General features: G+C 45.1%; 29 protein-coding genes. 21 read left to right on the forward strand and 8 right to left on the reverse strand.

Annotation, left to right across the window (positions count from 1 at the left end; genetic code table 11):
- Window positions 1–51: 51 nt before the first annotated feature.
- Entirely contained in the window at window positions 52–2,532 is a 2,481-nt protein-coding gene (locus ATB74_RS22490; protein WP_061019787.1) for a bifunctional diguanylate cyclase/phosphodiesterase, read from the forward strand.
- A gap of 128 nt (window positions 2,533–2,660) precedes the next feature.
- On the opposite strand, the gene ATB74_RS22495 is transcribed toward ATB74_RS22490, so the two are convergent.
- Window positions 2,661–3,257 carry a tRNA-uridine aminocarboxypropyltransferase gene (locus ATB74_RS22495; protein ID WP_061019788.1) on the reverse strand — a complete coding sequence of 199 codons (597 nt, stop codon included), beginning with the start codon at window positions 3,255–3,257 and terminating at the stop codon, window positions 2,661–2,663.
- Between the two features lie 2 nt (window positions 3,258–3,259).
- A complete protein-coding gene (locus ATB74_RS22500) occupies window positions 3,260–4,804 on the reverse strand; it encodes a COG3650 family protein (RefSeq protein WP_061019789.1) in 1,545 nt (514 codons plus the stop codon).
- 39 nt (window positions 4,805–4,843) lie between these two features.
- Here ATB74_RS22500 and ATB74_RS22505 point away from each other — a divergent pair, with 39 nt between their 5' ends.
- Window positions 4,844–5,311 (forward strand): EVE domain-containing protein, encoded by a 468-nt coding sequence (locus ATB74_RS22505; protein WP_061019790.1) that lies wholly within the window; start codon window positions 4,844–4,846, stop codon window positions 5,309–5,311.
- 87 nt (window positions 5,312–5,398) lie between these two features.
- On the opposite strand, the gene ATB74_RS22510 is transcribed toward ATB74_RS22505, so the two are convergent.
- Window positions 5,399–6,226 (reverse strand): Cof-type HAD-IIB family hydrolase, encoded by an 828-nt coding sequence (locus ATB74_RS22510; RefSeq protein WP_017061022.1) that lies wholly within the window; start codon window positions 6,224–6,226, stop codon window positions 5,399–5,401.
- A gap of 182 nt (window positions 6,227–6,408) precedes the next feature.
- Complete coding sequence (locus ATB74_RS22515) at window positions 6,409–7,389, reverse strand: alpha/beta fold hydrolase (protein WP_060983641.1); 981 nt, start codon at window positions 7,387–7,389, stop codon at window positions 6,409–6,411.
- Between the two features lie 81 nt (window positions 7,390–7,470).
- On the opposite strand from ATB74_RS22515, the gene rhtB reads away from it, so the two are divergent.
- The 7 genes from rhtB to ATB74_RS22550 all read left to right on the forward strand — a co-directional run bounded on the left by rhtB (window position 7,471) and on the right by ATB74_RS22550 (window position 13,957).
- Complete coding sequence (gene rhtB, locus ATB74_RS22520; protein WP_061019791.1) at window positions 7,471–8,088, forward strand: homoserine/homoserine lactone efflux protein; 618 nt, start codon at window positions 7,471–7,473, stop codon at window positions 8,086–8,088.
- 44 nt (window positions 8,089–8,132) lie between these two features.
- Complete coding sequence (locus tag ATB74_RS22525) at window positions 8,133–9,353, forward strand: EAL and HDOD domain-containing protein (protein ID WP_061019792.1); 1,221 nt, start codon at window positions 8,133–8,135, stop codon at window positions 9,351–9,353.
- 99 nt (window positions 9,354–9,452) lie between these two features.
- The gene (locus tag ATB74_RS22530; protein ID WP_061019793.1) at window positions 9,453–9,794 is read left to right on the forward strand and encodes a metalloregulator ArsR/SmtB family transcription factor; all 342 of its coding nucleotides are present in this window, start codon (window positions 9,453–9,455) and stop codon (window positions 9,792–9,794) included.
- A 173-nt stretch (window positions 9,795–9,967) separates the two neighbouring features.
- A complete protein-coding gene (locus ATB74_RS22535; protein ID WP_061019806.1) occupies window positions 9,968–10,969 on the forward strand; it encodes an ArsJ-associated glyceraldehyde-3-phosphate dehydrogenase in 1,002 nt (333 codons plus the stop codon).
- A 41-nt stretch (window positions 10,970–11,010) separates the two neighbouring features.
- A complete protein-coding gene (locus ATB74_RS22540) occupies window positions 11,011–11,502 on the forward strand; it encodes a cyclin-dependent kinase inhibitor 3 family protein (RefSeq protein WP_061019794.1) in 492 nt (163 codons plus the stop codon).
- Between the two features lie 96 nt (window positions 11,503–11,598).
- Entirely contained in the window at window positions 11,599–12,819 is a 1,221-nt protein-coding gene (gene arsJ / locus ATB74_RS22545) for an organoarsenical effux MFS transporter ArsJ (protein WP_061019795.1), read from the forward strand.
- A 124-nt stretch (window positions 12,820–12,943) separates the two neighbouring features.
- A complete protein-coding gene (locus ATB74_RS22550) occupies window positions 12,944–13,957 on the forward strand; it encodes an acyltransferase (RefSeq protein WP_061019796.1) in 1,014 nt (337 codons plus the stop codon).
- A gap of 60 nt (window positions 13,958–14,017) precedes the next feature.
- On the opposite strand, the gene ATB74_RS22555 is transcribed toward ATB74_RS22550, so the two are convergent.
- A complete protein-coding gene (locus tag ATB74_RS22555; RefSeq protein WP_017061032.1) occupies window positions 14,018–14,347 on the reverse strand; it encodes a DUF2500 domain-containing protein in 330 nt (109 codons plus the stop codon).
- A gap of 244 nt (window positions 14,348–14,591) precedes the next feature.
- Between ATB74_RS22555 and ATB74_RS22560 the strand changes: the two genes are divergently transcribed.
- From ATB74_RS22560 to ATB74_RS22575, 4 genes are all read left to right on the forward strand, one after another.
- Complete coding sequence (locus tag ATB74_RS22560; protein ID WP_004736595.1) at window positions 14,592–14,966, forward strand: hypothetical protein; 375 nt, start codon at window positions 14,592–14,594, stop codon at window positions 14,964–14,966.
- 926 nt (window positions 14,967–15,892) lie between these two features.
- Window positions 15,893–16,513, forward strand: coding sequence for a lysoplasmalogenase (locus ATB74_RS22565; protein WP_048615031.1), 621 nt, complete (start codon window positions 15,893–15,895; stop codon window positions 16,511–16,513).
- 90 nt (window positions 16,514–16,603) lie between these two features.
- Window positions 16,604–16,840: a YecH family metal-binding protein gene (locus ATB74_RS22570; RefSeq protein WP_017061034.1), complete on the forward strand. Its 237-nt coding sequence runs from the start codon at window positions 16,604–16,606 to the stop codon at window positions 16,838–16,840.
- Between the two features lie 216 nt (window positions 16,841–17,056).
- The gene (locus ATB74_RS22575; protein WP_017063768.1) at window positions 17,057–17,641 is read left to right on the forward strand and encodes a YhgN family NAAT transporter; all 585 of its coding nucleotides are present in this window, start codon (window positions 17,057–17,059) and stop codon (window positions 17,639–17,641) included.
- A gap of 117 nt (window positions 17,642–17,758) precedes the next feature.
- Here ATB74_RS22575 and ATB74_RS22580 read toward each other — a convergent pair whose 3' ends face one another.
- Complete coding sequence (locus tag ATB74_RS22580) at window positions 17,759–18,025, reverse strand: DUF1145 domain-containing protein (protein WP_016784000.1); 267 nt, start codon at window positions 18,023–18,025, stop codon at window positions 17,759–17,761.
- A 10-nt stretch (window positions 18,026–18,035) separates the two neighbouring features.
- Window positions 18,036–18,638 (reverse strand): 16S rRNA (guanine(966)-N(2))-methyltransferase RsmD, encoded by a 603-nt coding sequence (gene rsmD / locus ATB74_RS22585; protein ID WP_048658879.1) that lies wholly within the window; start codon window positions 18,636–18,638, stop codon window positions 18,036–18,038.
- Window positions 18,639–18,868: 230 nt separating this feature from the next.
- Between rsmD and ftsY the strand changes: the two genes are divergently transcribed.
- From ftsY to glpG, 6 genes are all read left to right on the forward strand, one after another.
- Window positions 18,869–20,107: a signal recognition particle-docking protein FtsY gene (ftsY, locus tag ATB74_RS22590; protein ID WP_060983649.1), complete on the forward strand. Its 1,239-nt coding sequence runs from the start codon at window positions 18,869–18,871 to the stop codon at window positions 20,105–20,107.
- A 78-nt stretch (window positions 20,108–20,185) separates the two neighbouring features.
- Entirely contained in the window at window positions 20,186–20,863 is a 678-nt protein-coding gene (gene ftsE / locus ATB74_RS22595) for a cell division ATP-binding protein FtsE (RefSeq protein WP_004736585.1), read from the forward strand.
- The gene (ftsX, locus tag ATB74_RS22600; protein ID WP_060983650.1) at window positions 20,850–21,818 is read left to right on the forward strand and encodes a permease-like cell division protein FtsX; all 969 of its coding nucleotides are present in this window, start codon (window positions 20,850–20,852) and stop codon (window positions 21,816–21,818) included. The genes ftsE and ftsX overlap by 14 nt, the downstream gene beginning before the upstream one ends.
- A 177-nt stretch (window positions 21,819–21,995) precedes the next feature.
- A complete protein-coding gene (rpoH, locus tag ATB74_RS22605; RefSeq protein WP_017055518.1) occupies window positions 21,996–22,853 on the forward strand; it encodes an RNA polymerase sigma factor RpoH in 858 nt (285 codons plus the stop codon).
- A gap of 433 nt (window positions 22,854–23,286) precedes the next feature.
- Window positions 23,287–23,607 carry a thiosulfate sulfurtransferase GlpE gene (glpE, locus tag ATB74_RS22610; protein ID WP_004736711.1) on the forward strand — a complete coding sequence of 107 codons (321 nt, stop codon included), beginning with the start codon at window positions 23,287–23,289 and terminating at the stop codon, window positions 23,605–23,607.
- 58 nt (window positions 23,608–23,665) lie between these two features.
- Window positions 23,666–24,508, forward strand: a complete 843-nt coding sequence (glpG, locus tag ATB74_RS22615; protein WP_061019797.1) for a rhomboid family intramembrane serine protease GlpG — start codon at window positions 23,666–23,668, stop codon at window positions 24,506–24,508.
- Between the two features lie 86 nt (window positions 24,509–24,594).
- Here the strand turns inward: glpG and ATB74_RS22620 are convergent, their stop codons facing one another.
- The gene (locus tag ATB74_RS22620; protein ID WP_048610748.1) at window positions 24,595–25,002 is read right to left on the reverse strand and encodes a flagellar basal body-associated protein FliL; all 408 of its coding nucleotides are present in this window, start codon (window positions 25,000–25,002) and stop codon (window positions 24,595–24,597) included.
- Window positions 25,003–25,164: 162 nt separating this feature from the next.
- Here ATB74_RS22620 and ATB74_RS22625 point away from each other — a divergent pair, with 162 nt between their 5' ends.
- Window positions 25,165–25,707, forward strand: coding sequence for a chorismate lyase (locus ATB74_RS22625; RefSeq protein ID WP_164091128.1), 543 nt, complete (start codon window positions 25,165–25,167; stop codon window positions 25,705–25,707).
- On the forward strand, window positions 25,708–26,562 hold the full coding sequence (ubiA, locus tag ATB74_RS22630; RefSeq protein ID WP_061019798.1) for a 4-hydroxybenzoate octaprenyltransferase: 855 nt from the start codon (window positions 25,708–25,710) through the stop codon (window positions 26,560–26,562).
- Window positions 26,563–26,649: the final 87 nt, after the last annotated feature.

A 26,649-nucleotide genomic window follows, 5' to 3' on the forward strand; every position in this document is an offset into this window, starting at 1 on the left:
TATCTATAATAAGCACAATAACAAATCATTAACCTAGCGATTAATGTGAATATGCAGTCGACTTCTCTCCTGATACAAGACATTGAGCAAACCCAACGTGAATTGGAAAAGATAGATTTTCATCAACATGAAAGCCTACTAATTCAGGTGTTTTCGTCTTTCGAGAAAGGTTCTGTTGTGGCTGCCTGCCAAGTGATTCAATCGACTTTCCCCAATGCCAAACTGATTGGTTGCAGTGCTAACCACTACATCAGCCAAGGCGTCATCCTGCACCAAGGTCTTTATCTGATTGTTACCCGCTTTGACGCGACGTCTTACTCTTGTGGTGTTGTCGAATATAGCGAACAACCATTGGTCGATAGCCACGTGATGTGGCAGCAGCTTGAGTGTAATACCAAAACTAAAAGCATCCTCTGTTTTGCAGACCGCTTGCAGATAAATAACCGAGATCTATTTTCAGCGTTTGAGCAGTCGAGACATTTATTACCTATCTGTGGCGGTGCATCGACCATCACAGATAATGGACGGTGGGTGATGCTAGATGGCATTTGCTATGAGAATGCTTATGTGATGTTGGCGCTGCACAGTGTAGAGCTCTCCATCGCTAAGGGTTACTACACTGAATGGAATCCGATTGGCCGGACTTTCCGAGTAACAGGTGCTCAAGATAACCGGTTGGTTGATTTGGATGGTATACCTGTTCGTGAGCTCTACAATCGTTACCTCGCTGATGGCCTTGAGTTGCCTTTTGAGCAACTGCATAATTTTCCTTTGATGGTTGGTGATCCGAAAGAGCAAAGGATTCACTTACCGCTCAAGGTGACTGAATGTGGAGAGATAGAGTTCAGTGGCCAATTCCAAGTGGGTGATGAGGTCCGGTTTTGTTATGACCACCCCTCATTGACCCTTGAGCAGGTCCGACTAGGGGTTCAACAGCTTGCCTCTCATAAGCCGGAACAGTTTTTTATCTATAACTGTATCTCTCGCATCGACTTTATTGATGGCAACCAAGAGGTTGAGGTTTTCCAGAAGCTGGCCGACAGCCATGGCGTGTACTGCATGGGAGAACTCTATCAAGAGAATGGCCAACAGCGAATCTTGCACCATAGCCTCACTTACCTCGCATTGAGAGAAGGCGAGGGTAAGGTGGTATTGCCATTAGATACACAACCCGCGACCAATATATCCCCTCTGTTTTCATTGATCCGAAATGCACTGCTTGATGTCGATGACATGAGCAACAGCATGGCGAGTAAGATTCAGCAACAAGCCACCGCATTAACGGCGAGCTACCGAATAGATCACCGTACTGGCTTGCCTAATCGAAGTGTGTTGCGTGAGAAGCTGTCGAAGATGAGCAGTGATAGCCACTTGTTAGCTTTGAAGGTCACGACCTTTGGTCAGATCAATGAAAAGTACGGGTATCGAGTGGGTGACAAGCTTCTGCATGACTTGAGTGAGTATTTTCAAAAGGCATTGTGGCAGTTCTTTGATGAGGGATGTCAGCTCTACAGTATCGGTATTGGTGAGTGGGCAGTGGTGTTTGATAGCTGGGCGAACCAAGAACATATTCATCAGCGATTCTCGGAGTTTGCCGATCAAACCGAGCATGTAAATTTCGAACCTACCGGTTTACCCGATATTGATTACTTGTCGGTGTCTATCTGTGCGGGTATTGCCAGCCGTCGAGATTTCCCAACGACCTCTATTGATGACTTATTATTGAAGGCGATTGATGCGAGGCGCAGCGCCGTCAGCCAGAACAAACACCTAGTGAGTGCTAAGACGTTAATTCAACTGGAGAAGCATCGCCAAGAACAACTTGGTTGGCTGTCGTGCGTGAGTCGCGCTGTGCTTAATCAGAATATTGTGGCGTGTTCTCAACCGATTGTTTCGGCGCATAGCCATCAGGTAGAGAGCTACGAGTGTTTGGTTCGAATTGAAGAGGACGGTCAGTTGATTGCACCGGGTAAGTTCTTGCCAATCATTGAAGGAACCCATCTCTATACACGCCTCAGTCGTCAGATGATAACGCGCACCTTCGATTTTATGAGTCAGCGAACCGATTCGTTCTCAATTAATTTAGCGCCACAAGATTTCAGCAATGAGAAAACCATTCTTCACCTTGAGCAAGCCATCAAGAAAATCAGTCACCCACAGCGTATTGGCTTGGAGGTGTTAGAGACGGAACAAATTCAGGATTACGGTCGTTTGATTGAGGTGTGTAATCACTTCCGCGATCTTGGTGTGAATATTATTGTCGATGACTTTGGTTCGGGTTATTCGAATATTGATGAGATATTGAAGCTAGAGCCACAGGTGATCAAGCTTGATGGCAGTTTGATTCGCAATATTGATAAAGATAAAAAGCAACGCAAGATCGCTCAGCAGTTAGTGAGCTTATGCCAGATTCTGAATGCTAAGACGGTGGCTGAGTTCGTTCATAACGAGCAGGTGTGTCGTATTGCTGAAGACATGGGGGTCGATTACCTGCAAGGGTATTACTTTGGTCAACCTCAGCGTTTGTTTTGATGGAGCAGCGTTTCACGTGAAACACTGGTTGGTTCAATAACGAAAGTACGATGTAAAAAGGGTGAGCTTATGGCTCACCCTTTTTGTTTTCAGTATCTATTTATTATCTTCCCGCGCTCTTGCTTGGTCTATTTGAGAGCGTGCCCACACTTATCGGCGTGGAAGACTTTTAGATAATGTTGGTAGTAGTCATCAATGAGTTTGGCAGGTTCACCCTCACCTAAAGACTTGAGTAACTCAATGCCTACCTCACAAGTACACAAGTGGCCGCTGTCTTGATTTCGGCGCAAGGTGTATGAAGATTCACAGGTTATGTCGAGGTGGACTTGTGGAACGGCTTGTAACCACGAGCTTTTGTTAAGCATCTTCTTCGCTTCTTGCCATGTGCCATCTAAGATAATGAATAGTGGTTTTCGACTCTGGGCTTTGGTTGTCACAGCTTGCTGACACTCGATGCTTTTATCACTTGGGAACAACAGAAAAGGTTGTCGTGTTTCATCTTCAAGCAGTGCCATTAGCTCTGCTGGTGGTGTTTTCCTTTGCCATACAACGGGCTGACACTGTTGAAGGGATTTCTGAAGCAGCTTTCCGGTATTGGTATCGCGCGACAGTTCATTCTCATGAGTGAGCAGTACAAGATCGATTTGGCTTTCAACACTCGGTATCAGATGACAAATACATTGGTGAGTGAAGCCACAACCAGGGCAAGCTTGTTGGTTACTCATGTTTACAGCTTAACCCCACTTTGTGCAGGTGAGACACCATCAGCAAACAAAACCACATCGCTGATATCAGCATCATTTGCAACTGGAGCGACACTTGGGTTTAGCGGGTAGCTGACACCAGAGTATGACAGTGTGTGTTTCGCAGCTGTTGCACCGCCACCACTGACGTTGAAGATCAGATCCTGCCAGCCGTGGTTTTGCGATTTACCTAAGCGTATGTCGCCCTTAACCAGTGTAACTCGGCTATTGAAGCGCCATGTGTCTTGGTGGTTCTCGAAAATCAGCAGTGTGCAACCACCTGAGCCACACCAATCGAGCTGAGCAAACAGCTCTTCTTTACCGTCACCGTTGAGGTCGTAAGTTAGCCAGCGGTATTTGGTATCATCAGGCGAGCTGTTGTTGATCTTAAAATACTCGCGGATCGCTTGGTCTACTTTTGGATCAAGTTGATCGCTGGAGTTGACCTGCTTTGCGGTTAGATCAACGTTAGCGGTGGTGTTTACTTGTGCTTGCGCACTTTTAGCTTCGAATAGCACCAGACCGCCATTGGCAATCGGATAGACAACGTTGCCCACTTTCTCTTTTTCAGCGATTAGCTTGCCGTTATCGAGTGTGAAGATGCGTTCGGAGATCAAATACTGTTGCTGGTGGCGAGTCATGACCACTTGTACCTGATTTTGGTTCAGTTGCTGCCAGAAACCCTGTTCAACAATCGAAGGATCTCCATTGCTGTATGAATAAGTCGTGATTGCGCTGTGGTCATCATTGAGCTCTAGGTTGATAGAGAACCCTGAGTTTTGCGTTGAGCTAGCGAAATAGAGTCCGCTCCAGTCCAGCGTTGGATCTTGGTTAGAGACCGTCGCACAGCCATTATAGTTACTGTCATTGAGGTTAAGCTTGGCATGCCATCCATAGATAGAATCGCTCATGCCGTCGCTACAGCTCTCTTTCGTAAGGTTGAGTTTGCCTTGCGCTGCTTTACCTTCTAATTGGTAATCACGACTGCTTGGTGTGGTACGGCTTGATTCAATATCGAGGGCCTGTGGCTGTTCGCCCATCTTGGTGTATTTGAGCTGGTCTTTGTCGAAGGTTGCTGACCAGAAGGGTTCATTACCAAATACTCGTGTTGAACGCAGTGGTTGGTCGCAGCGCTCCGGGTTCTCTGCGGTTAGGATATTCACTTGATCAACCACAAAGCGTGCTGTGAAGTCTGCGTTATAACCCGTTTGGCTCGGTACAGTTAGGTGACCAATCAGCTCGCCATATAAGGCTTGGTAAGGTCTCGTTGAGAGCCCTTGTGCTTCTAGCGCTAATTCTGGAGATAAGTCTAACCAGTATTGTTGCTGGCTGCCGCAAGGAGTGAAGGTTCGACTTTCATGACCAACCACCACCTGACCACGCATGATGAAGGTTTGTGGTTGAATGCTCAGTGGCTCATCCAAGGTTGCAGGGGGCTGTTCAGGTTGTTGCGGCGTATCAGGTGCTGTAACACAGCCTTGTAGAGCGAACGCGACTAGCCATGTCACTGGGTTTTTCATTACCTTCATGTTATATCTTCCTCGGAGCAACCGTTAATTGGATTTATTATGGCATATTGGTTATTTAAAACAGAACCCGACACCTTTTCTATTCATACCCTGAGAGTGCAAAAAACCTCTTGTTGGGAGGGTGTTCGCAACTATCAGGCTCGAAATATGATGCGTGATGACGTCAAACTTGGCGATCTGGTGATGATATACCACTCATCATGTAAAAAAGTTGGCGTAGCGGGGATCGCTAAAGTAACCAGAGAAGCCTACCCAGACCACTTTCAGTTCGACCCTGAGAGTGATTACTACGATCCTAAGTCTTCACCCGATAACCCACGTTGGATTATGGTGGATATCGAGTTTGTGCGAGTGACTGAACGCTTAATTCCTTTGGCAACGCTTAAAGCCATGCCTGAATTATCAGAGATGCCATTGGTGAAGCGCGGTAATCGCTTATCCATCATGCCAGTTACCGAACAAGAGTGGCTGGCAATCTTAAGCAAAGAAGTACTGGGTTCTCGATAGCGTTAGAGAGAGCTTTTTACGTAAGGTTCAAAAAAGGCAGCCAGTTGGCTGCCTTTTTATTTATTCTGATCTCTTCAACGAGCGAGATTAGAGCAGGTGCTTTTCTAGGTAGTGAGCAACTGCATCGTCTGCGTTGCTGCCAATCACTTCATTGTCTGGTAAAGCTTTCATCACTTTCTCATGTGATGTGCCCATGATTAGACCTTTACCCGCCATAGCCAGCATCTCAGCGTCGTTCATGCCATCACCAAAGGCAACACAGTTATCCAGTGTCAGGTTCAGTGATTTCGCAACAGCGTCTAAAGCATGGCCTTTAGAGACTTCAGCGGCCATCACTTCTAAACACCAAGGTGTAGAGAAGGCGATGTTCAGTTTGTCGCCAAAAGCATCTCTTAGCTTTTGTTCAAACGTGACGAGATATTCATGGTCTTGTTCTGGATGTGTGAAGAAGACTTTCGCGATGCCTTCGCTTGGTGCGTTTTCAGCTTCAAAGCGCTTGTAGCTAAAGCCAGACTCGCTGTGGAATTTAGCCAACATTTCATCTTCACGGTCTAGTAGCCAATCTTCATTCTGGTACATGTGAATAAAGAGGTTTGGATCTTGGCGCACAATATCAATAACAGGCTGAACGAGTTCCTGAGGCACGTTCTGGCTATACATCAGCTGATCATTCTGGTCATGCACGCGTGCACCGTTTGAAGTGATCATGTACGCCGGAATGCCTGCGATCTGACGAATGCCCGCCACATCGACGTGGTGACGACCCGTAGCGAAGATGAAGGTATAACCTTGGTCGTGTAATTTCTTAAGCGTTAGCTTGGTAAAGTCGCTTAGCTGATGGTTGGGAGCCAAAAGCGTACCATCTAAATCAGAAGCAACAATTTTCACGGAATCTTTTAGTGCAGGAATACTCATTTAACCCTCATTGCAAAATGCTTAACCAGTATTGACGCTAGCCAGCGCTAGAATCGTTTTAACTACAATATCTCTAGGTAGAAATTGTATGCCAAATTCATGCAAGAAAAGAGGGCAAAGCTCACTTACTTCTCTTCCTCTTTAGCGCTTATTTTTTTGGCAGGTTGCTTAGCTTATTAGCTCTAGGCGAAAAACTGATTGATCGCATCCAGTGTTTGATTGCGATATTCATCTTGCTCAAACAACACTTCATGCCTAGAACCTTCAACCAACTTAAACTGGCAATCTGAGTTCGTTTTCTTCAGTTTAGATATAAACCTCAATTGGGCACTGTTACTGACAATCTTCTCTTCCCCAGCTTGAATCAATAGCAGAGGGATCTTGATTTGACGAGTTTGTTGAATCGCTTGCTTGGCGGCCATTAACCCTTGCCATACCCAGCGCGTGCTTGGTCCACCCACCTGCAAAGATGGTGACTCATCATATAAGCGACGGAACCACTGATAACGAACCTTGCTGTGGCTCAGTAAGTTGTTTTCAAAAGGCTTCGAATAATACGCTTGCTGCCCCGGCGCGTAAGTTGGCTTGGCATGAAAAGCAGTGAGTACTTGTCCAACGACCATTGCGATAGGTTTCAGGTACCACTCGGTATTGATACCAAACATTGGAGCGCACAGAGTCACCTTATCAAATGGGTGGTCTGGATGAGTTTGTAGGTAGCGAGTGGCTATGGTGCTGCCCATTGAATGCGCGAGCAGGTAGCGATTGGAATACTTACTGAGATCAAAACTGGCAATGACGTCAGACATATCAGATGCATAATCATCAAACTCATGAATGTGACCAATGTCAGAGTCTGTTACCATACGTTCAGACTGGCCTTGACCTTGGTGGTCAAATGAATAAACGTCATAGCCTTGTTGATAGAAATCATAAAAGAGTTCTTGGTATTTTTGGCAGCACTCAATACGGCCATTTGAAATAACAATCGCCTTTGTGTGTGTCTCTGAAGTCAGGCTACACCAGTACAGTTTTTTTTTACCGGATGATGTTACATACCCATCTTTTCGTTGTTGCCAAAGGGTGGGGATCGGGTGTTTAATCGCTTGCTCGAATTGAGGTTCTTGCGTGTACGAAATCGGGGCGCCGCTGTGGTTTTCCATGGGAAATCACCTGAACTGATGCGTGTGAGAGCTTTATTGCTAATAATGTTGTTAGATTAAAGAACTAGTAAGGAAATGCAAATGGATACTCATGTTTGGCTTGCTTATGTCGTCACGGCGATACTGTTTAGTTTGGCTCCGGGCTCAGGTACCGTTAACTCAATCAGCAATGGGCTAAGTTATGGCACCAAGAAGTCACTCGCGTCGATTGCAGGCTTACAGCTCGGTCTTGCATTCCATATCATGCTGGTGGGGGCGGGCATTGGTGCATTAGTCGCTCAATCTGCGTTGGCATTCACCATCATCAAATGGGTGGGCGTGGTTTACCTTCTTTGGTTGGGTATTCAAAAGTGGCGTGACAACTCTAGCTTAGTGGCTTCACAAGAAAACTCGACGCTATCGAGTGGCAAGCTGCTTAGAAATGCGGTGCTGATTAACCTTACCAACCCAAAATCTATCGTGTTTTTGGTGGCTCTGTTCCCTCAGTTTATCGACCCTACACAACCGCAAGCACCGCAATTATTAGTGCTAGGTGTTACAACGGTATTCATTGATAGCGTTGTTATGTTGGGCTATACCTCATTAGCTTCACAAATGGGACGCTTTATTCGTTCAGATCGCATAATGGGTAAGATTAATAAAATCTTTGGTGGTATGTTCATGGGCTGTGGCGCATTGCTGGCTGCCACCAAAGCCTAATCAAAGCAATAGAGTTATAGTCAACCAATTAGAGTTATCAAGAAATGACCGCTACCTACGTTGCTCGACAACCTATCTTAAACCGTAAGAAGAACACGCTTGGTTATGAGCTACTTTTTCGTGACGGAGAAAGGAATGCCTATCCAGCGCATATAGAGTCTAATCGAGCAACGTATCGTCTGATTGTTGAGAACTTCTTGTCGGTAGGGCTTAACCCGTCGATCCCATCTTCACGCTGCTTTATTAATTTCCCGTACCAAAGCTTGATTCGTCGGTTGCCTTTGAGCTTGCCGAAAGACAAGGTGGTGGTCGAGATCCTTGAAACCTGCCAACCGACCGACGAATTATTAGAAGCCGTTAAAGAGCTTTATCAAGCGGGGTACATGATTGCCTTGGATGACTTTACTTCGACGCCAGAATGGGAACGTTTCCTCAAATACACGCACATTGTTAAGCTCGATATTATGCAGATGGGCTTGGATGAGGCGTGTGATTTGGTAAAAGCTCATCAAGGGAAAAAGTTTAGCTTTCTTGCTGAACGAGTTGAAACCGAACAAGAATTCCAGCAAGCCAAAGACGCGGGCTTTAAGTTCTTCCAAGGCTATTTCTTTAGCAAGCCGGAAATCATTAAGACTAAGTACATTAGCCCTGAGCAAGTGATTGCCATGGAGTTGTTCCAAGAAGTGTGTAAGCCCGACGTGGACTTTCAGCGTGTCGAGAGCATCGTCGCGAAAGATGTCGCCTTGTCTTATAAGCTACTGCGCTTTGTGAACACCATGTCGCCCCGTCTAGAAGTGACCATCTCTTCATTCCGTCAGGCCTTGGTGTATCTAGGGCAAGAAAAACTGAAAATGTTTGTCTCGCTGGCGGTGGCGTCTTACGTCTCGGATAAAAAACCGAAAGAGTTGTATGGCTTGTCTTTGCAGCGTGCACAGTTTTGCCAGCGTATGTCTCGTTATCAGGCATTTGAAGGATATACCGAGCAAGCCTTTATGATTGGTCTGTTCTCGTTGCTGGATGCATTACTCGACCTATCGTTAGAGAATTTAGTTGAGCAACTGCCTTTATGTAAAAGTATCAAGGTGGCTCTGCTGCGTAGAGAAGGGCCATATGGTACCTTGCTCGCGCTTGAAGAGAGTTTTGAACATGCCGATTGGCAACAGATTGATGAGCACTGCGCTGATTTAGGATTAAGCGTGGATCAGGTCAAAACGGAGCTTACCGAAGCTCGCCGTTGGAGTCATACCGTGACCAACAAGCTCTGATGTTTCTTCGTTAAACTTTTATGACAATTGAAGCGCACGCCTTGACGTGCGTTTTTTTATAGCTAGGATATACGCATATCCATATATGAGTATATAACTATGCTTCCTCACCAATTTTTTAAATTACTGTCTGATGAAACGCGAGTGCGTTGCTTAATGTTGATTGTGCGCCAAGAGTGCCTTTCTGTTGGTGAGTTGACTCAGGCACTAAAAGAAAGTCAGCCGAAAATTTCACGCCACCTTGCGCAGCTGCGCTCAAGCGGCATTTTGACTGACGTTCGCCAAGGGCAGTGGGTGTTCTATCGCCTTGCCAAAGATTTACCAGGTTGGATGCTAAAGTTAATTGATGATCTTATCGCATCGAACTGTTTGAAAACGGAATACCAGCAAGATATCGAGCGCTTAGAAGCGATGACTTCACGCCCTCAATGTTGCGTTTAAATACATTAAAACTTATTGCTGAAATAGTTGGAGTTGCAGCTAGGCGACAAGTGAACTTATCCCTATGAGCATAGTGGTTCTATGTGATTAGGGCGGCCGGCGATCCGGTAAGTGAACGTAGTCAACAACGCTGCGGCTTCAAATATGAAGGCAATTAAATGAGAGAAAATACGATGACAGTGAAAGTAGGTATTAATGGTTTTGGTCGTATCGGCCGTCTAGCACTTCGCGCAGCATTCGATTGGGCAGAGCTAGAATTTGTACAAATTAATGATGTAGCGGGTGATACTGCAACGCTAGCACATCTTCTTGAGTTCGATTCAGTTCAAGGTCGCTTTCACCACGAAGTAACTGTAGAAGGCGATGAGATGATCATTAATGGTCAGCGCATCAAGACCACACAAGAGCGCGACATCGAAGCGATCGATTGGTCTGGCTGTGATGTGGTTATCGAAGCGACCGGTGTTCACCGTAAGACTTCTTTCCTAAACAAATACCTAGAGCAAGGCGTGAAGCGTGTTGTGGTATCAGCGCCAGTGAAAGAAGAAGGCATCGCAAACATCGTTGTTGGTGTGAACGACAACATTTTTGACCCAGCAGTACACAAAATTGTGACGGCAGCGTCTTGTACCACTAACTGTATTGCGCCAGTAGTGAAAGTGATCAACGAGAAGCTTGGTATCGAGAATGCCTCTTTCACGACGATTCACGATCTAACCAACACGCAAACTATTCTTGATGCGCCCCATAAGGACTTACGCCGTGCACGAGCATGTGGCATGAGCCTTATCCCAACAACGACGGGCAGCGCTAAAGCAATTGTTGAGATTTTCCCTGAGCTAGAAAACCGAATTAACGGCCACGCAGTGCGTGTACCGCTAGCGAACGCGTCTCTGACCGACATCATTTTCGAAGTGAAGCAAGACACGACAGCTGAAGAAGTTAACGCGATGCTGAAAGAAGCGTCTGAGAACGAGCTAAAAGGCATTCTTGGCTTTGAAGAGCGCCCACTGGTTTCTATTGATTACAAAGGTGACCAACGTTCAACCATCGTAGATGCACTATCAACTATGTTGGTCGGTAAGCGCATGGTTAAGATCTACGCTTGGTACGATAACGAAATGGGCTACGCGACACGTACGGCTGAGTTAGTTCGTACAGTCGGTTTAGCATAAGCCTGCGTACTTAAGAAATAGTAGAATCCGGAGAAAACATAATGACACACCCAACATGGCAACTAGACCTTGAGCAAGGCGCACTAATCCTGACTCCATGCCCAGGCACTAAAGACGCTGACCTTGACGCATCTCTGGCACAACTGAAAGAGCAGGGCGTTGAAGCTATCGTGACTGCGCTTGATGATGCAGAGCTTGCGAGCAAAGACGTGGCAGCACTTGGCGAAAAAACACGTGCGCTAGGCATGCAGTGGTTCCAAATCGAAATCGAAGACGATTGTGCTCCAGACACTGAGTTTGCGGCGAAATGGTCTGCAGCAAGTCCAGAGCTACACAAAATCGTTGATAGTGGCGCTAAGGTGGCAATGCACTGCATGGGCGGTTCAGGCCGTACCGGTTTATTCGCGGCTCACCTGCTGTTAGAAAAAGGCTGGGACCTCGACAAGATCGTTGAAGAAATTCAAGCACTGCGTCCAGGCGCTTTCACTAAACCGAGCCAAGTTGAATACATTCATGGTGTAGCGAATAGCTAATAGTCATCGGTGTTAGACAAGGAGCTTTTGGTATCTGGAGTGTTAAGCTTATCGTGATCCAAAAGCTCTTTTTGTTTTGATTGCAGAGATAGCGTTATGTTTTCAAATCTAAGTAAGAGCGTTCGCCAATACATGTTGGTGACTTTCAACTACTGGAACTTCACCATTACTGATGGTGCACTTCGCATGCTGGTGGTTCTGTATTTTTACGACCTTGGCTACAGTTCGTTAGAAATTGCCTCACTGTTCCTTTTCTATGAATTTTTTGGTGTGGTGACTAACCTAATCGGTGGCTGGTTAGGGGCGCGTCTTGGTCTCAATAAGACCATGAACATCGGCTTAGGGATGCAAGTTGTCGCCTTGGGTATGCTTGCCCTGCCATCGGCGATGTTGACCATTCCTTGGGTAATGTCGGCGCAGGCGCTGTCGGGTATCGCCAAAGATCTCAATAAGATGAGTGCCAAGAGCTCTATCAAAACCTTGGTACCAGATGAACAGCAAGGTGCGTTGTATAAGTGGATTGCTATCCTAACGGGGTCTAAGAATGCGCTGAAAGGTGCAGGTTTCTTTATTGGTGGCTTGCTGCTTTCAACGATTGGCTTCCAATACGCTGTGCTTGCGATGGCTGCAGTGCTGACATTGGTGTTCATTGGCAGTGTAGTGAGCTTAGAGGCAGACATGGGTAAAGCGAAAACCAAGCCTAAGTTCAAACAAATCTTCTCTAAGTCTGAATCGATCAACATCCTATCGGCAGCGCGTATGTTCCTGTTCGGTGCCCGTGACGTGTGGTTTGTGGTTGCTTTACCGATTTACCTAGGCAGTGTGTTTGGTTGGGATCACTCATGGGTTGGCGGTTTCTTAGCGGCTTGGGCAATCGCTTATGGCTTTGTACAGGGCATAGCGCCGAAGATTACGGGTAAAGCCCAAGGCAAGGGGCCTGATGGCCATGCCGCGCTGTTATGGGCAGGTGCACTGGCTATCGTGACCGCTGCTATTGCTTATGCGGTACAGATTGGTTGGCAACCTGAGCTAGTTATCGTTGGTGGCTTGATGGTATTTGGTGCCATCTTTGCGGTCAATTCATCGCTTCACTCATATTTGATTGTGAGTTATGCGAAAGGTGATGGCGTGTCGCTTGATGTCGGTTTCTACTACATGGCAAACGCGATGGGCCGTTTGATTGGCACGATATTGTCGGGCTTGGTATTCCAAATGGCTGGTTTGTCTGCGTGTCTGTGGGTCTCTTTCGCATTCTTAGCGATAACGACGGTGATCTCTTTGCGTTTACCGAAAGTGCCGCAAATTTCAGCGGCATAAGATTCAGCCGCATGAGCTAAATTCGCGATAAGCATCTCCTTTAACACTAAGCTGACTTGGTATTTATTCCGGTCAGCTTTTTTATTGCTATAGTAGAATGATTGAATATTAATCAGGCATTTACATGAAGCAGCGAATTCTCTTTTTTGATTTAGCACGATGTGTCGCGGCCATAGCGGTTATCGCGATTCATGTTTTGGCGCCTTATCGCAACGAGCTAGGAACCATTCCTTTCAGCGAATGGTTAACAGCAATCACCGTCAATGGCTTCAGTCGCTGGGCTGTACCTGTATTTATATTGATAACTGGCGCATTGATGCTCAGTGACCAACGCCCGTTTGATGCCAAGTATTACCTTAAGCGCCGTCTGGGTAAGGTGTTGATTCCTTTTATTGTCTGGTCGCTTTTCTATACCTACCTGTCCGGTTGGTCTGCAATGGGCTTTGATGCCGACGTCAGTTGGGACGTGTTGCTCAATAGCTATCATCATTACACCTATTACCACCTTGGTTTCTTCTATTACTTCATCCCACTCTACTTCGTGATTCCTTTTTTACAGATCATGGTGAGGAAGTACGGTGATAGATCGGTCTATGCCTTTACGGCGGTATGGTTGTTCACAACGTTATTGTTCTTATTGAAAATCGATGGTCCTTGGAGTCACGAATTGTGGTTGTATACAGGGTACTTACCGCTGGGTTACCTGCTGTATAAGATTGTGCCACTTAACAAGGTGACAGTTGGCGTGAGTGTGTTACTTGGTGGATTAGCGTTACTAACCACTGTTTATATGGTGGTTGATGCAAGCTTGGTGGCAGAAGAATACACGGTAGGGCGTTGGTTATCTTACAAGACGTTGAATACGGTATTAGCAGCGAGCATGGTGTTCATGGTATGCCGTTACTATGGTGAAGGCTTGTCTGAGAAGAGTAACCAAGTGGTTGGCTTTATCAGTAAGCACAGCTTAGGTATTTACCTGCTGCACCCTATTGTCTTGTGGCCAATGAAAGAGTTCGGTTGGTACCAAGGACATCCAGCTTGGGTTATTCCACTATGGATTGTGATCAGCGGAGCTGGCGCGTTATGGATGAGCTGGTTGGTGTCTAAGTCAGAGAAAACACGTTGGTTATTGCCTTAGCGGTGAGTGCTAAGGCTTTATGATGGATTGCTTAGGGGAGCTAGTTGAAGTGGCTGACGTTTAGCGCTTCAACGCAAAGTGTAAGAACTTATCGCCTTGGTAGGTCAAGGTTCCTTTGTCGCCGGGGTTAAGGGCGTGAAAGTAGTGGATGCCGACTTGGAATTCTCGCTTCGGACCAACCACACCACGTTGAACGTAAATCCAGTACTCTTGATCTTCTTGGCCAGGTTCTGCGTCAGGAAGGTCGATGGATTGCTTGTCTAACACCGTGACATTCACTTTCTTTTCTGGCGCATTTTCACCTTGCGAGTGTTTTCGATAGAAACCAATAAATACCCAAGCCGCTAGAGCAGCGAGTGCAAAGATGGCAAAAAAGAGTGAATTAGGCATATAACCTCCATGTAGTCGTGATGGTTATTCTAGTCTTTCAAGCAATAGGGATATGTGTTTAAAGCCGTTATTCGTGAACTGTTGTAAGCCAAGCTGATTATTTTTCGGCAGACATCACATTTAATAGCCCGTTTGGGATAAAGCATTGTTATTTATTGTCTCTTTCTCTCGTAAATAACAGTGATTTTGTATAAAAATAAGGAAATGCTCGACTAGAATTATAGTGTGGAGTGGGAGGGCCAAGATGACCGATATTGAAAAAGTGGTGACAAGAACTCGCAATATAGAGAAATTATTGAGGCTTCAATATCATGCCGAAGGCGAAGGATTGCATGAGCTTGTAACAAGCTGTGAAGAAAGGCTACCGCACGATATGGTGAGCAAGCTGCGTTATATCGCAACGTGTCGTAACAAGGTCGTCAATGAACATGAAGCTAAGTTGGAAGACCAACATAAATTCATCATGATGTGTAACGACTGTGAGAAGGAGCTGACTCCACGTAGTGGTCGTTTTATCTGGCGAGTTGCGATCTTACTGATGATGGCAATGACTTTAGCTGCAGCAGGTTTCTATTATGCGAACTGGGATGTGCTAACACTGCATCTGTTTTCGAAGTGAAAAAATTGAACAAAAAAAGGGACGCTCATGGCGTCCCTTTTTTTATCTGTAACTTGCTTAGTACATCATCGGTAGTGTCATTAGACCTACAACTACCGCGATCATTACAAGTCCTTGTCTTTGCGAAGATGAAATCATAACACTACTCCTAAATTTGGTTGTCTCTCGCTATGTTTTAAAGAATAGCACTACTTATGGCTTTAGATCAAGAATTACTTTCGAAAGCTTTAAAAGTAGTAGAAAACTATGAGTTTTTGGCTTGTTTGGCTGTATTTAATTGTGTTTTATGGTGTGTTCTTATTTTGTTCGTTGTGATTTATGTTTGTTCTAATTTGATTTAAGTTGTTGTTTTGTAATGGTTGTTTTGTGTGATTTATATTGTTAAAGGTTGTTAAACTGTATTAATGAGGGTTGGTGGTGGTCAGGTTTGTTTTGGTTGGTTTTTTAAGTTTTAGGCTTGGTTTTTGTGGTGATCTTTACCGGGGCTTGAAAAAAAACTGACAAAGCTGGGCTTTAAAAAAGAAAACTGACTACTTTATAAGTCTAGGCTTAGAAGGTGTTTTTATTTTCCTCTTAAGATTAAATTTATTTTTTAAGTTGTTGTTATTATTTGTTTTAAATGTGGTGGTTTTAATTTTTTAAGTGTGAGATTTTGCGGAATATGGCCAATTTTTGTGGCGCCGATAGGTTAGAATTGACCAAAATTCAAGTATGGCGACTCTAATGCCAGTTTGAATGGGTTTTATGATGATTTGCTCTAGTTTTAAACGAATAGCCATTGTCACTGTGGTAATTGTTACGACTTCAATCTAAAGGGGCTCTTTTTAGTGGAAGCGTAATCAAGATCCAATTTTGAGGGGCTGAGGCTTTACATCAACACTCGTGTGCCTAGACTGGCGACGATTTAAAGCAATAGGGCAAATGGTATGTGGAGTTGGTTGGCAGTTTCCTTGTCTGGTATCGGAGCAATAGCAGGAACGAAACATGGACATATCGGTCAGGCCTTATCGTATAAGGTTTTTACCTATGTATTATTGGCGACCATTGCTTTAACTCAATCTGTCGTTGCTGATTTTACCTATTGGGTCGTTGCTGGGTTGGCGGTCTCTGCGATCGCAGATGTCTTGCATACTGTTACTCAAAAACGTCCACTGCATTTTGTTTGCTTCTTGCTGGCTCAGCTCTGTTACAGCAAAGCATTTTGGCTACAGCTATCAGGAGAAATGGTCTGGTGGTTGTTCGCGCTCCTGTTGGCGGCTTGTGTCGTTGCTTTCTTCTTACTTCTGCCTCGTTTAGACAAACTCGTCTTTCCTGTAGTTATCATGGGTATCGTGCTTATTCAGCTTGCATGGGCTTCTGGTGAGCTCTGGTTGCTTGATCCTCAACTGTCGCATGCGGTGGGTTTTGCGGGTTGTGCCGTGTTGCTGCTTTCAGCATTAGCGTACGCGCTAAATTTTTATCGTAGCCCAATTAAGGGTGCCTACTTTTGGGTGACGGGCAGTTACTTTCTGGCGCACGCTCTCATTGTTGCCTCCCTTACCATTTAGGGTAGAGCTCGCTTAACTCTGAGCTACATCAAGGCAGCTCAGATGAAAGTAGGTACTCTATGTCTAGTTCATTAAACATGAGATAGAGTTATGACTACCGAAATTCATGCACACAACGTTTTAAACCTACTGAGTGAAAAACCACTGACTCGTGAAGAGTTGACGCAAGAGCTTGCTCAAACTTATGGCGCAGAAGCGCGTTTTCATACGTGTAAGCTGAACGGCCTGGATTTAGATGGATTGCTGAAGTTTTTCCTGAAGATGGAAAAGGTCGTGGTTATTGATGACAAGCTTTGCACTAATCGCGAACGTGTGTGTAACCACTGATTCCCAGTGACTTGGTTTTTAGAGCCTTTTGGCTTTTATAGATAAGAAGAGTGGATGCGACGTTTCGGCTTCACTCTTTAAATTATCTTTCTACCTTTCTATTTGCTCTCGCAAAATCCCCTTCTAATTAGATAAGTTAATCCTTTTATTACTGCGTTCGAAAATCAATGTTGAGGCTGCTATACTCCGCGCACTTACGCTTTTCGAGACAAACTTATGGAAATTTTATCTGCAGCAACCATGCTGTTTCTTATTATGGACCCGCTTGGCAATCTACCAATCGTGCTCTCTATCCTTAAGCATATTGATCCGAAGCGTCGCCGTATTGTTCTTGTTCGTGAACTGATGTTTGCGCTGGTTATCCTTCTGTTGTTCTTGTTTGCTGGTCAAAGCATCATGAACTTCCTGCACGTGCAGCCTGAAACCTTGAGTATCTCTGGCGGTATTATTCTGTTTATCATCGCGATTAAGATGATTTTCCCAAGTGCGGGCAGTATTACCGGCCTTGCGGCGGGTGAAGAACCGTTTATCGTGCCGATGGCGATTCCAATGATTGCTGGCCCTTCAGTGATTGCGGCATTGATTCTGTTGTCGACACAGCACCCTGACAATATGTTAGAGCTTTCAGGTGCTGTGATGCTGGCTTGGGGTGCTACCTTCTTTATTCTGATGTTTAATGGCTTCTTCCTGCGAGTGCTAGGTGAGAGGGGCCTTAAAGCCATCGAACGCTTGATGGGCTTGTTGTTGGTTATGCTGTCGACTCAAATGTTCCTCGATGGTGTGAAAGGCTACATGGGCTAACACAAATATCATTGCTGAATAAAAAAACGCCGCTCAAATGAGCGGCGTTTTTGTCTTTACTGTTTCTGTCATGATGTTTTCTGTAGCTAAGCGTTTTATATCTGAGCTTAAGCTCGATTACATCATGTGTTTGCGTCGGATATCGAGTAAGGCGAAGACACCGAAAATCAATATTGACCACTTCTCCCAACGTGACATCTCGATCTTATCGCCGAAAGCACCGATAAAAATCAGCATCTGCAGGCCGTGCATGAAGAACAAGAACGCTGTCATGATATAAAGCGCAATCGCCGCATTACCCGGGAACGGGTAGAAAATATTTACGATTAAGATAAACCAAACAAAGGCGATGGCTGCTTTTGCTAGTGGAAGCAAGAACTTCATTCAATAACTCCTATTCTTCAGTGATTCGATTGAACAGTCGGTAACTTGACTGTCCGGTAGTCTTATCGCGATGCAATTCCCAGTTCTCTGGCATAGCTTCGAGTTTCAGCTCTTTCTCTGTCTCGACGTAAATGATGGCATCGTCTGCAAGCCAACCGTTACTCTCAAGCAGTTGTACTGTTTCTGCCAATAAGCCTTTACGAAATGGTGGATCAAGGAAAACCATATCGTAAGGAGTGCCCGGTTTCTTAAGGAAAGAGATAGCATCAGTATTCACGACATTGATGTTGTCTGCTTTGAGCTCTTTCGCGTTATCAGAAAGCTGTTTGGCTGCCTTTTGATTCATTTCGAGTAGTGTCACCATTTTTGCTTGGCGAGAAGCTGCTTCAAAACCTAGACCGCCAGAACCGGCAAATACATCCAAGCAAGTTGAATGTGGGATATCTTGAGCCACCCAGTTAAAGAGTGTCTCTTTTACTCGGTCAATGGTTGGGCGTAATCCTTCTAAATCATGAACTGGTAGCTTTCTACCTCTCCATGAGCCACTAATAATTCGAACAAAGCCTCCGGATGGCTTTTTTTGTGATGTGTTTTGCTGGCGACGTCTTACCATAGATTTTTTGACCGCTAATAAAGTGATACTATACCGAGCCCAATTTAAGTGGGTTTGTGTATTAAATAAATTTGCAATGACAAAGTGTATCAAGCTAAAAGCAAACTTATCACTGCTTTGTCATTTTTCTTTACTATTCGTTTGTACAAGCTTGTATTGTATAACAATAGCAAAGAGTCGACGTGTATTAAGTCAATACAGCTAATTAGTAGATCTAGGAAACTCCTCTGATGACGGAAAAAAAGAAGCGCGGATTATTATCGTGGCTTGGTTTTGGTGAAGAAGAACAAAGCCCAAAAACTCAGAATGAAGCGAACGTAGAAAACGTTGAAGATCAAACTGAAGTTGAATCACAAGTTGAGGCTGAACAGGTCGCACCTGAAGCTGAAGTTGCTAAGCAAACAGAATCTAAGCAAGCGCTTGAAGAGACTCAACAGGAGCAGCAACCTGTCGAAGCAGAAGCAGAAGCAGAAGCAGAAGCAGAAGCAGAACAGGAAGAAGTGGCTGTTCCTCAAGCTAAGGTTGAAGAAGTACAAGAGAAGCCGACAGAAAGCTTCTTTGCTCGCCTTAAGCGCAGCCTAAGTCGTACTAAAGCCAACATCGGTGCGGGTTTCTTTGGTCTATTCAAAGGTAAGCAAATCGATGAAGATCTGTTTGAAGAGCTAGAAGAGCAACTTCTGATTGCTGACGTGGGTATGAATACTACCGTTAAGATCATTGAAAACCTGACAGAAAAAGCATCTCGCAATGACCTAAAAGACGGTGAAGCGCTTTATGGTCTGCTCAAAGAAGAGATGGCAGACATCTTAAGCCAAGTGGAACAGCCACTGGTTGTGGATACCACTAAAACACCTTACGTTATCTTAATGGTGGGTGTGAACGGTGTGGGTAAGACAACTACGATCGGTAAGTTGGCGAAACAATTCCAAAATGAAGGCAAGAAAGTGATGCTAGCGGCGGGTGATACCTTCCGTGCTGCAGCGGTTGAACAGCTTCAGGTTTGGGGTCAGCGTAACGATGTGCCAGTTATCGCTCAGCACACGGGTGCGGACAGTGCGTCTGTTATCTACGATGCGATTGAAGCAGCGAAAGCGCGTGGCGTTGATGTTGTGATTGCCGATACAGCGGGTCGTTTGCAGAATAAGAGCAACCTGATGGAAGAGCTACGCAAGATCGTTCGTGTAATGAAGAAGATTGATGACTCTGCACCACACGAAATCATGCTAACGCTAGATGCAGGTACGGGTCAGAATGCTATCAGCCAAGCGAAACTATTCAGTGAAGTGGCTCCAGTAACCGGTATTACACTGACTAAGTTAGATGGTACGGCGAAAGGTGGTGTGATTTTCTCAATTGCTGACCAGTTCCAGATTCCAATCCGCTACATTGGTGTAGGTGAAGGTATTGATGACCTGCGCCCATTTGAATCTAAAGACTTCATTGAAGCACTATTTAGCCGCGAAGAGTAACGCGAGTAGCAAAGTGGTTTATCCTTAATTTGCTACCGTTTTTAAATTTGATATTAGTGATCGTAAGAGGAATTTTCGGTGATCAAATTTCAGCAAGTGAGTAAAGCTTACCGAGGTGGAAGACAAGCGCTCCAAAAAGTGGACTTTCACCTGAAACGTGGAGAGATGGCTTTTTTGGGTGGGCACTCTGGGGCTGGTAAAAGTACCTTGCTGAAGTTGATCTGCGCTATAGAGCGTCCAACCGATGGACGAGTCTGGTTCAACGATCACGATATCACTCGTATCCCAGCCAAAGACATTCCTTTCTTACGTCGTAATATTGGGATTGTTTTTCAAGACCATCGCCTGCTGATGGATCGCTCGATCTTCGATAACGTTGCTCTGCCTATGCGCATTGAATCTATTTCTGAAAACGAAATAAAACGCCGAGTCAGTGCTGCGTTGGACAAAACCGGTTTATTAGATAAAGCCCGTTGTTTGCCAAGTCAACTTTCTGGTGGTGAACAACAACGTGTGGGTATTGCTCGCGCCGTGGTGAACCGCCCAACTCTGCTTTTAGCAGATGAGCCTACCGGTAACCTAGATCCTGAATTATCCAACCGTGTGTTGCGATTATTTGAAGAGTTCAACCGCGCAGGCGTGACGATCATCCTAGCAACGCACGATATCGGGTTAGTGAACACTCGCCCTCAATACCGCCATCTTGAATTAAACCAAGGATTTTTGAGTGAGGTTGAAGACTATGGCCGCGAATAAGCGCATCAAGAAACCTCAATCTAATCGAGCAGCGAACCGCGCCTCAAGCGACGGCTTCTTTATTGTTCACTGGAAACAAGCCAAGTCATCGTTCTCGCAAATGTGGCAGCGCCCGTTAGGCAACTTGCTGACCCTTGCGGTGATCTCAATGGCTTTAGCGATGCCAGCTTGTTTGTACCTACTAGGTAAAAATGTGGGTGAAGTGGCGCAAGATGTCACTAGCCCGTCACAAATAAGTGCTTATGTAGAGGATGGTGTTCCTGAGCCACGAGTAATGGTGCTTAAGGATGAAATCGAAAGTTGGGATCAAGTCGAGCTGGTGGAGTACATCTCTCCACAGCAAGGGCTTGCAGACCTCAGCCAGTATTCTGGTTTTGAAGATGCCCTAACCATCCTAGATGATTATTCACTGCCAGGTGTGCTGGTGATTACACCAAGCGTACACAGCGATACCCTAATTAAAGAACTGGCAGGCACAGTTAAACAACAAGAATTAGTCACCGATGTTCGCTTAGACGAAGATTGGTTAGCTCGATTAGATGCGATCAAAGCATTAGCGGCTGTCATCGTGATTACCTTAACGGTATTGATGTTGGGCGCGGTATTTCTGATTATCGGCAATACACTACGATTTAATGTGTTGGCGCATAAAGAAGAGATTCAAACCATGAAGCTGATTGGTGCGACCGACAGCTACATTCTTCGACCATACCTTTATGCAGGGATGTGGTTTGGCGTTTTAGGGTCGATTAGCGCTTGGGTAATGACGGCATTGATTACCGTATTACTGAACAGCGCAGTGGATGACTTGGCTCAGCTATACGACAGCCACTTCCGTTTAATTGGCCTGAGTTGGGATGAATCTTTACTGCTTTTGATCGTAGGAACCCTGCTTGGTAGTGTGGCTGCGAAGCTTTCTGCACAGCGTCACCTAAAAGAAATTGAACCAGTTTAGGTGAATAGAGTCATATTTAGACAAAAAATAGGCACTTCTTAACCAGTTTTTGCCTTGTATAGACGAATTGATTATGCATAATTACTTCCCCCTCCTTGAAACCTGTTCATTTTAGGTTCAAGATTGTCGGATTTTAATAGATGTATTACTCCAGATCAGAGATTGATGAGGAACCGAATGGCAAACCAAGCGTATCAAATGGCTTTAGTCACACAAGATAGTTTAGATAGCTATATCCGCTCAGCGAACAGCTACCCAATGCTGACACCTGAAGAGGAACGTGGACTTGCAGAGCGATTACATTACAAAGGTGAGATCGATGCTGCGAAAGGTTTGATCCTTTCCCACCTACGATTCGTGGTGCACGTTGCAAGAGGCTACTCTGGCTACGGGTTGCCAATGGCTGATCTCGTCCAGGAAGGTAACATCGGCTTGATGAAGGCTGTTAAGCGCTTCAATCCAGAAGTTGGTGTTCGTCTCGTCTCTTTTGCTGTTCACTGGATCAAAGCTGAAATCCATGAATACGTTCTACGTAACTGGCGTATCGTTAAAATTGCGACCACTAAGGCACAGCGTAAACTGTTCTTTAACCTTCGTAAGTCTAAAAAGCGTTTGGGTTGGTTTAATAACGGTGAAGTTGAGACGGTTGCTCGTGAACTGGGTGTTGAGCCTTCAGAAGTTCGTGAGATGGAATCTCGCTTAGCAGCACAAGATGCGACGTTTGAAGCGCCTATGGACGATGACGATGGCGGTTCTGCTTATACTGCTCCAGTTTACTACCTAGAAGACAAAGCATCAGACGTTGCTGAAACGGTTGAAGCGGCTAACTGGGAGTCACATACTAATAATCGCCTAGGGTTAGCACTAGCAAGCTTAGACGAGCGTAGCCAACACATTGTTCGCTCACGTTGGTTAGACGACAACAAGGCAACCCTGCAAGACTTAGCAGATACCTACAGTATTTCTGCAGAGCGTGTTCGCCAGTTAGAGAAGAATGCGATGAAGAAATTGAAACAAGCCGTTGGTGATTTCTAATAGCATCTAGTTTCTACCTTCTAATAGTAGAGCTAACAAATAGCTAAATTTTGAAAAGGCCGAGATCGAGAGATCTCGGCCTTTTTGTTTTGGATCGATTTCTCAACTTTTGCGATCGAAATTTGCAAAGTGATTTTGTGGATAACTCTGTGAGAAGTTTATTCGTCAGCTGTCTAAAAGCAGGGTGTAGTAAGGCTTTGAGCGGGTTTTTTGAGTGGGGATATGTTTTAGTTAACCCACAGCTAGATCAGGATCATTACTACATGTTGTGGATCTATTTTTGAAAAGGCACTTTATTCACGCAATTCACAGATTTATCCACAAATGGTGTAAAAGTGATCGCTAGTGGATAACCTTATTAAGTGGATGTGAATGTTGGCCTTGGGATAGGTTACAATGGCAGCAAAGTAAATCAGTATAAAAAGAGAAAGTCATGGACCAGTTTAAACATATCGATGTCAAAGGCGCTCAAGCCCTCATTGAACAAGGCGAAGCTCGACTTGTCGATATACGTGACCCGCAGTCTTTTGCGGTTGCCCACTCAAAAACAGCTTACCACCTGACTAACGATACGATGGTGTCGTTTATGGATGAGGTTGAGTTCGAACAACCTATCTTAGTGATGTGCTACCACGGCATCAGTAGCCAAGGTGCGGCACAATATTTAGTGAACCAAGGCTTTGAAGAGGTATATAGTGTTGATGGTGGTTTCGAAGCTTGGCATCGTGCTGAACTTCCAGTGATCGCGGGTTAATCACTTTCATTACCTGAACCGCTTCAAGCATCCCTCATAGAATGAATAGGAAGTAACAATGATTAGATTGATGGTGTTAGACAATCCACGTCTTGCTCAAGCATTTATTGATTATATGGCCTCTCGCCAGATCCCTATTCAGATGTCTCCAGAGGGAGAAGGGCGTTTTGCTCTTTGGCTTCTTGATGATCAATTTCAGGTTGAAACCGAAGCTGAGCTCAATCGTTTCTTGTCGGAACCCAATCATAAGCGCTATCAAGCGGCGTCTTGGGACATGGCAGAGACCAGAAAGAGCAACTTTCATTATCACACCCCAAGCTTCATGGGCATGATCAAAGCCAAAGCAGGCCCTGTGACACTAAGCCTGATGTTGGTGTGTGTGGTGATTTTTGCGCTGCAACAGATCGGTTTTGGCCAAGCTATTTTCAATGCCCTGCATTTTCCAGCGGTTGATGGACAGCAATGGCAATTGTGGCGTTGGCTGAGTCATGCCGTTCTGCACTTCTCTGTTATGCACATCGCATTTAATATTTTGTGGTGGTGGCAGCTAGGTGGAGACATTGAGAAGAAACTAGGCAGCCTCAAGCTACTTCAGATCTTTGCTGTCTCTTCTGCGCTTTCAGGTGCTGGGCAGTATTGGGTTGAGGGGGCGAACTTCGGTGGTTTGTCTGGTGTTGTGTATGCCTTGGTTGGTTACTTATGGGTTGTCGGTGCGAAGGCGCCACAGCTTGGTTTAGGTATCCCAAGACAGATTGTCGGCTTTATGCTGGTGTGGTTGGTACTTGGATACATGCAGCCATTTATGGCTATCGCCAATACTGCGCATTTAGCTGGCCTAGCCGCTGGTGTGATTATTGGCTTTATCGATGCGATGAAAGCACCAAGCTCGGCAAGAAGCTAACTCATCTCTTCTAGTGAGTAGGCAAACGATAGAGACAAAAAAGCGGCCAGATGAGCCGCTTTTTTATTAGGGTTCGTTTTACATCATTACTGATAAAGGTATTTGGTAAACAGTAAGTCAGCAATGAGGGTTTTACCTGTCTCTGGAAGCAAAATCTTGTTGAGGTGCTCAACTAAGGATTTTCTTAAGTCTTCACGGCCGGATAGAGACTTTATGGTTTCTTCGTTTTGTTTGCCAAGCAATTCGATCACTGCATCGCGAATCAGTGGTTGGTGATGCTCAATAGCGGCTAAGTCGTTACTATTTGCCACCATGATGTCGAGGCGAACCTGAATGTAGCCCAGTTTTTTACCTTTAGTGTAAAAATTGGTGGTCAGGTCTGGCTCTAGTGTGAAGTAGGCGAGTTTAGCTGCCGACTCCTCTTCAGCGAAACTTGATGCTGAAAAGAGTAGGGTAATCGCAAGAAATATTTGGGCTACATAACGTTTGTGCATATTTGTGACTTTTCTTTAGTTTATTCGCGATATTCGAAACGCATTAGTCTTGTTACAATGAGCGGTCTAAATCTAAATACGTTTACAATTCGAAGAACGCTTTAATTTTGTTCGAAAGTTGAAGCTTTATTGTACGTGTAAAGTCACCTATTGAATACTAGTATGAATCAGCCAATATCGCTGTATCTTAATTCGTTAATGAATGTAGATTGGCAAAGTACAGAAACATTTGATTTTCCTAATGAAACCACCAAAGAGTGGCTGATGGAGCAAGGTTCTCTTTCCCGCAAGTTGGGTAAGTGCTGTCAGCACCTGTCTGTTGAGTTGCTTCATAATCAAGTTGTAGAACGCTCAATGCTACAACAGGACGAGGAACATCTTTTATCATCGTTTGATTGCTTACTGCGTAAAGTGATTTTAAAGGGTGATGATGAACCGTGGGTGTTAGGTCGAACCTTGATCCCCCGAGTCACATTAGAAGACCATCAACACTCTGACCTTTCTCAACAAGGTAATGTCCCGCTTGGATTGACCGTTTTCAGTGCTGAGAACGTGGAGCGAGATGCGCTGCAAGTCGGTTGGGTTATCGCAGGTGATGAGCGATTACTCGCGCGTCGTTCTCGATTATGGATGAACCATAAACCGATGCTTGTAGCTGAACTGTTTTTACCAACATCACCCATTTACTCTAAGGAGAGTGTGTAAATGCTTGCCACCAAAGCGAAGGCGTATTGGCAATTAACGCGAATGAATCGCCCGATTGGTACTCTGTTACTCCTTTGGCCTACCTTGTGGTCTCTGATTATCGCCGCGCAAGGTATGCCTGATTTTGATGTCTTGGTTGTTTTCGTACTCGGCGTGGTGTTGATGCGTTCAGCTGGTTGTGTGATCAATGACTTTGCTGACCGTAAAGTAGATGGTCATGTTAAACGCACCAAGCAGCGTCCATTACCTTCAGGTTTGGTTTCCAGTAAGGAAGCTATTTTGCTCTTTTTAGTGCTAGCCGTGGTTTCATTTTTGTTGGTACTCACCATGAATCCACTGACCATAAAGCTCTCTTTTATCGGTGTTGGTTTAGCTTTTATTTATCCTTTCATGAAGCGGTTTACACACCTTCCTCAGCTATTTCTGGGGTTGGCGTTCAGCTGGGCAATACCAATGGCTTGGGCTGCGCAAACCAATGAGCTACCAAGCGTTGTCTGGTTCATCTTCGTGATTAATGCATTGTGGACTATTGCCTACGACACGCAATATGCGATGGTTGACCGAGATGACGACCTGAAGATTGGCATTAAATCGACGGCTATTTTATTTGGTCGCTTCGATAAACTGATTATTGGTTCTTTGCAACTCGTCACCTTAGCGATGCTGATTGCGTTAGGCATGCATTACCAATTAGGTGACACCTTCTATTGGGCACTGTTGGTAGCTGGAAGCTTATTTGTGTATCAACAACATCTGATGCGCCACCGAGACCGAGATCTATGCTTTCAAGCTTTTCTCAACAACAACTATGTTGGAATGGCAGTGACCGTGGGTTTGTTCATTACCTTCTGGTAAGCATCAGCTTTTCGAGTTAACGAATGCTAAAGAAAAAGGCACCCATTGGGTGCCTTTTTTGATCGTGTTTCGCCTTGCAATGAAAGC

The organism is Vibrio splendidus (assembly GCF_001557875.1).
Taxonomy (GTDB): Bacteria; Pseudomonadota; Gammaproteobacteria; order Enterobacterales; family Vibrionaceae; genus Vibrio; species Vibrio splendidus_F.

Excerpts from the sequence above, each read along its gene's own strand:
- ATB74_RS22490 (WP_061019787.1), top strand. The coding sequence starts at position 52 with ATGCAGTCGACTTCTCTCCTGATACAAGACATTGAGCAAACCCAACGT.
- ATB74_RS22495 (WP_061019788.1), bottom strand. The coding sequence starts at position 3,257 with ATGAGTAACCAACAAGCTTGCCCTGGTTGTGGCTTCACTCACCAATGT.
- ATB74_RS22500 (WP_061019789.1), bottom strand. The coding sequence starts at position 4,804 with ATGAAGGTAATGAAAAACCCAGTGACATGGCTAGTCGCGTTCGCTCTA.
- ATB74_RS22505 (WP_061019790.1), top strand. The coding sequence starts at position 4,844 with ATGGCATATTGGTTATTTAAAACAGAACCCGACACCTTTTCTATTCAT.
- ATB74_RS22510 (WP_017061022.1), bottom strand. The coding sequence starts at position 6,226 with ATGAGTATTCCTGCACTAAAAGATTCCGTGAAAATTGTTGCTTCTGAT.
- ATB74_RS22515 (WP_060983641.1), bottom strand. The coding sequence starts at position 7,389 with ATGGAAAACCACAGCGGCGCCCCGATTTCGTACACGCAAGAACCTCAA.
- rhtB (WP_061019791.1), top strand. The coding sequence starts at position 7,471 with ATGGATACTCATGTTTGGCTTGCTTATGTCGTCACGGCGATACTGTTT.
- ATB74_RS22525 (WP_061019792.1), top strand. The coding sequence starts at position 8,133 with ATGACCGCTACCTACGTTGCTCGACAACCTATCTTAAACCGTAAGAAG.
- ATB74_RS22530 (WP_061019793.1), top strand. The coding sequence starts at position 9,453 with ATGCTTCCTCACCAATTTTTTAAATTACTGTCTGATGAAACGCGAGTG.
- ATB74_RS22535 (WP_061019806.1), top strand. The coding sequence starts at position 9,968 with ATGACAGTGAAAGTAGGTATTAATGGTTTTGGTCGTATCGGCCGTCTA.
- ATB74_RS22540 (WP_061019794.1), top strand. The coding sequence starts at position 11,011 with ATGACACACCCAACATGGCAACTAGACCTTGAGCAAGGCGCACTAATC.
- arsJ (WP_061019795.1), top strand. The coding sequence starts at position 11,599 with ATGTTTTCAAATCTAAGTAAGAGCGTTCGCCAATACATGTTGGTGACT.
- ATB74_RS22550 (WP_061019796.1), top strand. The coding sequence starts at position 12,944 with ATGAAGCAGCGAATTCTCTTTTTTGATTTAGCACGATGTGTCGCGGCC.
- ATB74_RS22555 (WP_017061032.1), bottom strand. The coding sequence starts at position 14,347 with ATGCCTAATTCACTCTTTTTTGCCATCTTTGCACTCGCTGCTCTAGCG.
- ATB74_RS22560 (WP_004736595.1), top strand. The coding sequence starts at position 14,592 with ATGACCGATATTGAAAAAGTGGTGACAAGAACTCGCAATATAGAGAAA.
- ATB74_RS22565 (WP_048615031.1), top strand. The coding sequence starts at position 15,893 with ATGTGGAGTTGGTTGGCAGTTTCCTTGTCTGGTATCGGAGCAATAGCA.
- ATB74_RS22570 (WP_017061034.1), top strand. The coding sequence starts at position 16,604 with ATGACTACCGAAATTCATGCACACAACGTTTTAAACCTACTGAGTGAA.
- ATB74_RS22575 (WP_017063768.1), top strand. The coding sequence starts at position 17,057 with ATGGAAATTTTATCTGCAGCAACCATGCTGTTTCTTATTATGGACCCG.
- ATB74_RS22580 (WP_016784000.1), bottom strand. The coding sequence starts at position 18,025 with ATGAAGTTCTTGCTTCCACTAGCAAAAGCAGCCATCGCCTTTGTTTGG.
- rsmD (WP_048658879.1), bottom strand. The coding sequence starts at position 18,638 with ATGGTAAGACGTCGCCAGCAAAACACATCACAAAAAAAGCCATCCGGA.
- ftsY (WP_060983649.1), top strand. The coding sequence starts at position 18,869 with ATGACGGAAAAAAAGAAGCGCGGATTATTATCGTGGCTTGGTTTTGGT.
- ftsX (WP_060983650.1), top strand. The coding sequence starts at position 20,850 with ATGGCCGCGAATAAGCGCATCAAGAAACCTCAATCTAATCGAGCAGCG.
- rpoH (WP_017055518.1), top strand. The coding sequence starts at position 21,996 with ATGGCAAACCAAGCGTATCAAATGGCTTTAGTCACACAAGATAGTTTA.
- glpE (WP_004736711.1), top strand. The coding sequence starts at position 23,287 with ATGGACCAGTTTAAACATATCGATGTCAAAGGCGCTCAAGCCCTCATT.
- glpG (WP_061019797.1), top strand. The coding sequence starts at position 23,666 with ATGATTAGATTGATGGTGTTAGACAATCCACGTCTTGCTCAAGCATTT.
- ATB74_RS22620 (WP_048610748.1), bottom strand. The coding sequence starts at position 25,002 with ATGCACAAACGTTATGTAGCCCAAATATTTCTTGCGATTACCCTACTC.
- ATB74_RS22625 (WP_164091128.1), top strand. The coding sequence starts at position 25,165 with ATGAATCAGCCAATATCGCTGTATCTTAATTCGTTAATGAATGTAGAT.
- ubiA (WP_061019798.1), top strand. The coding sequence starts at position 25,708 with ATGCTTGCCACCAAAGCGAAGGCGTATTGGCAATTAACGCGAATGAAT.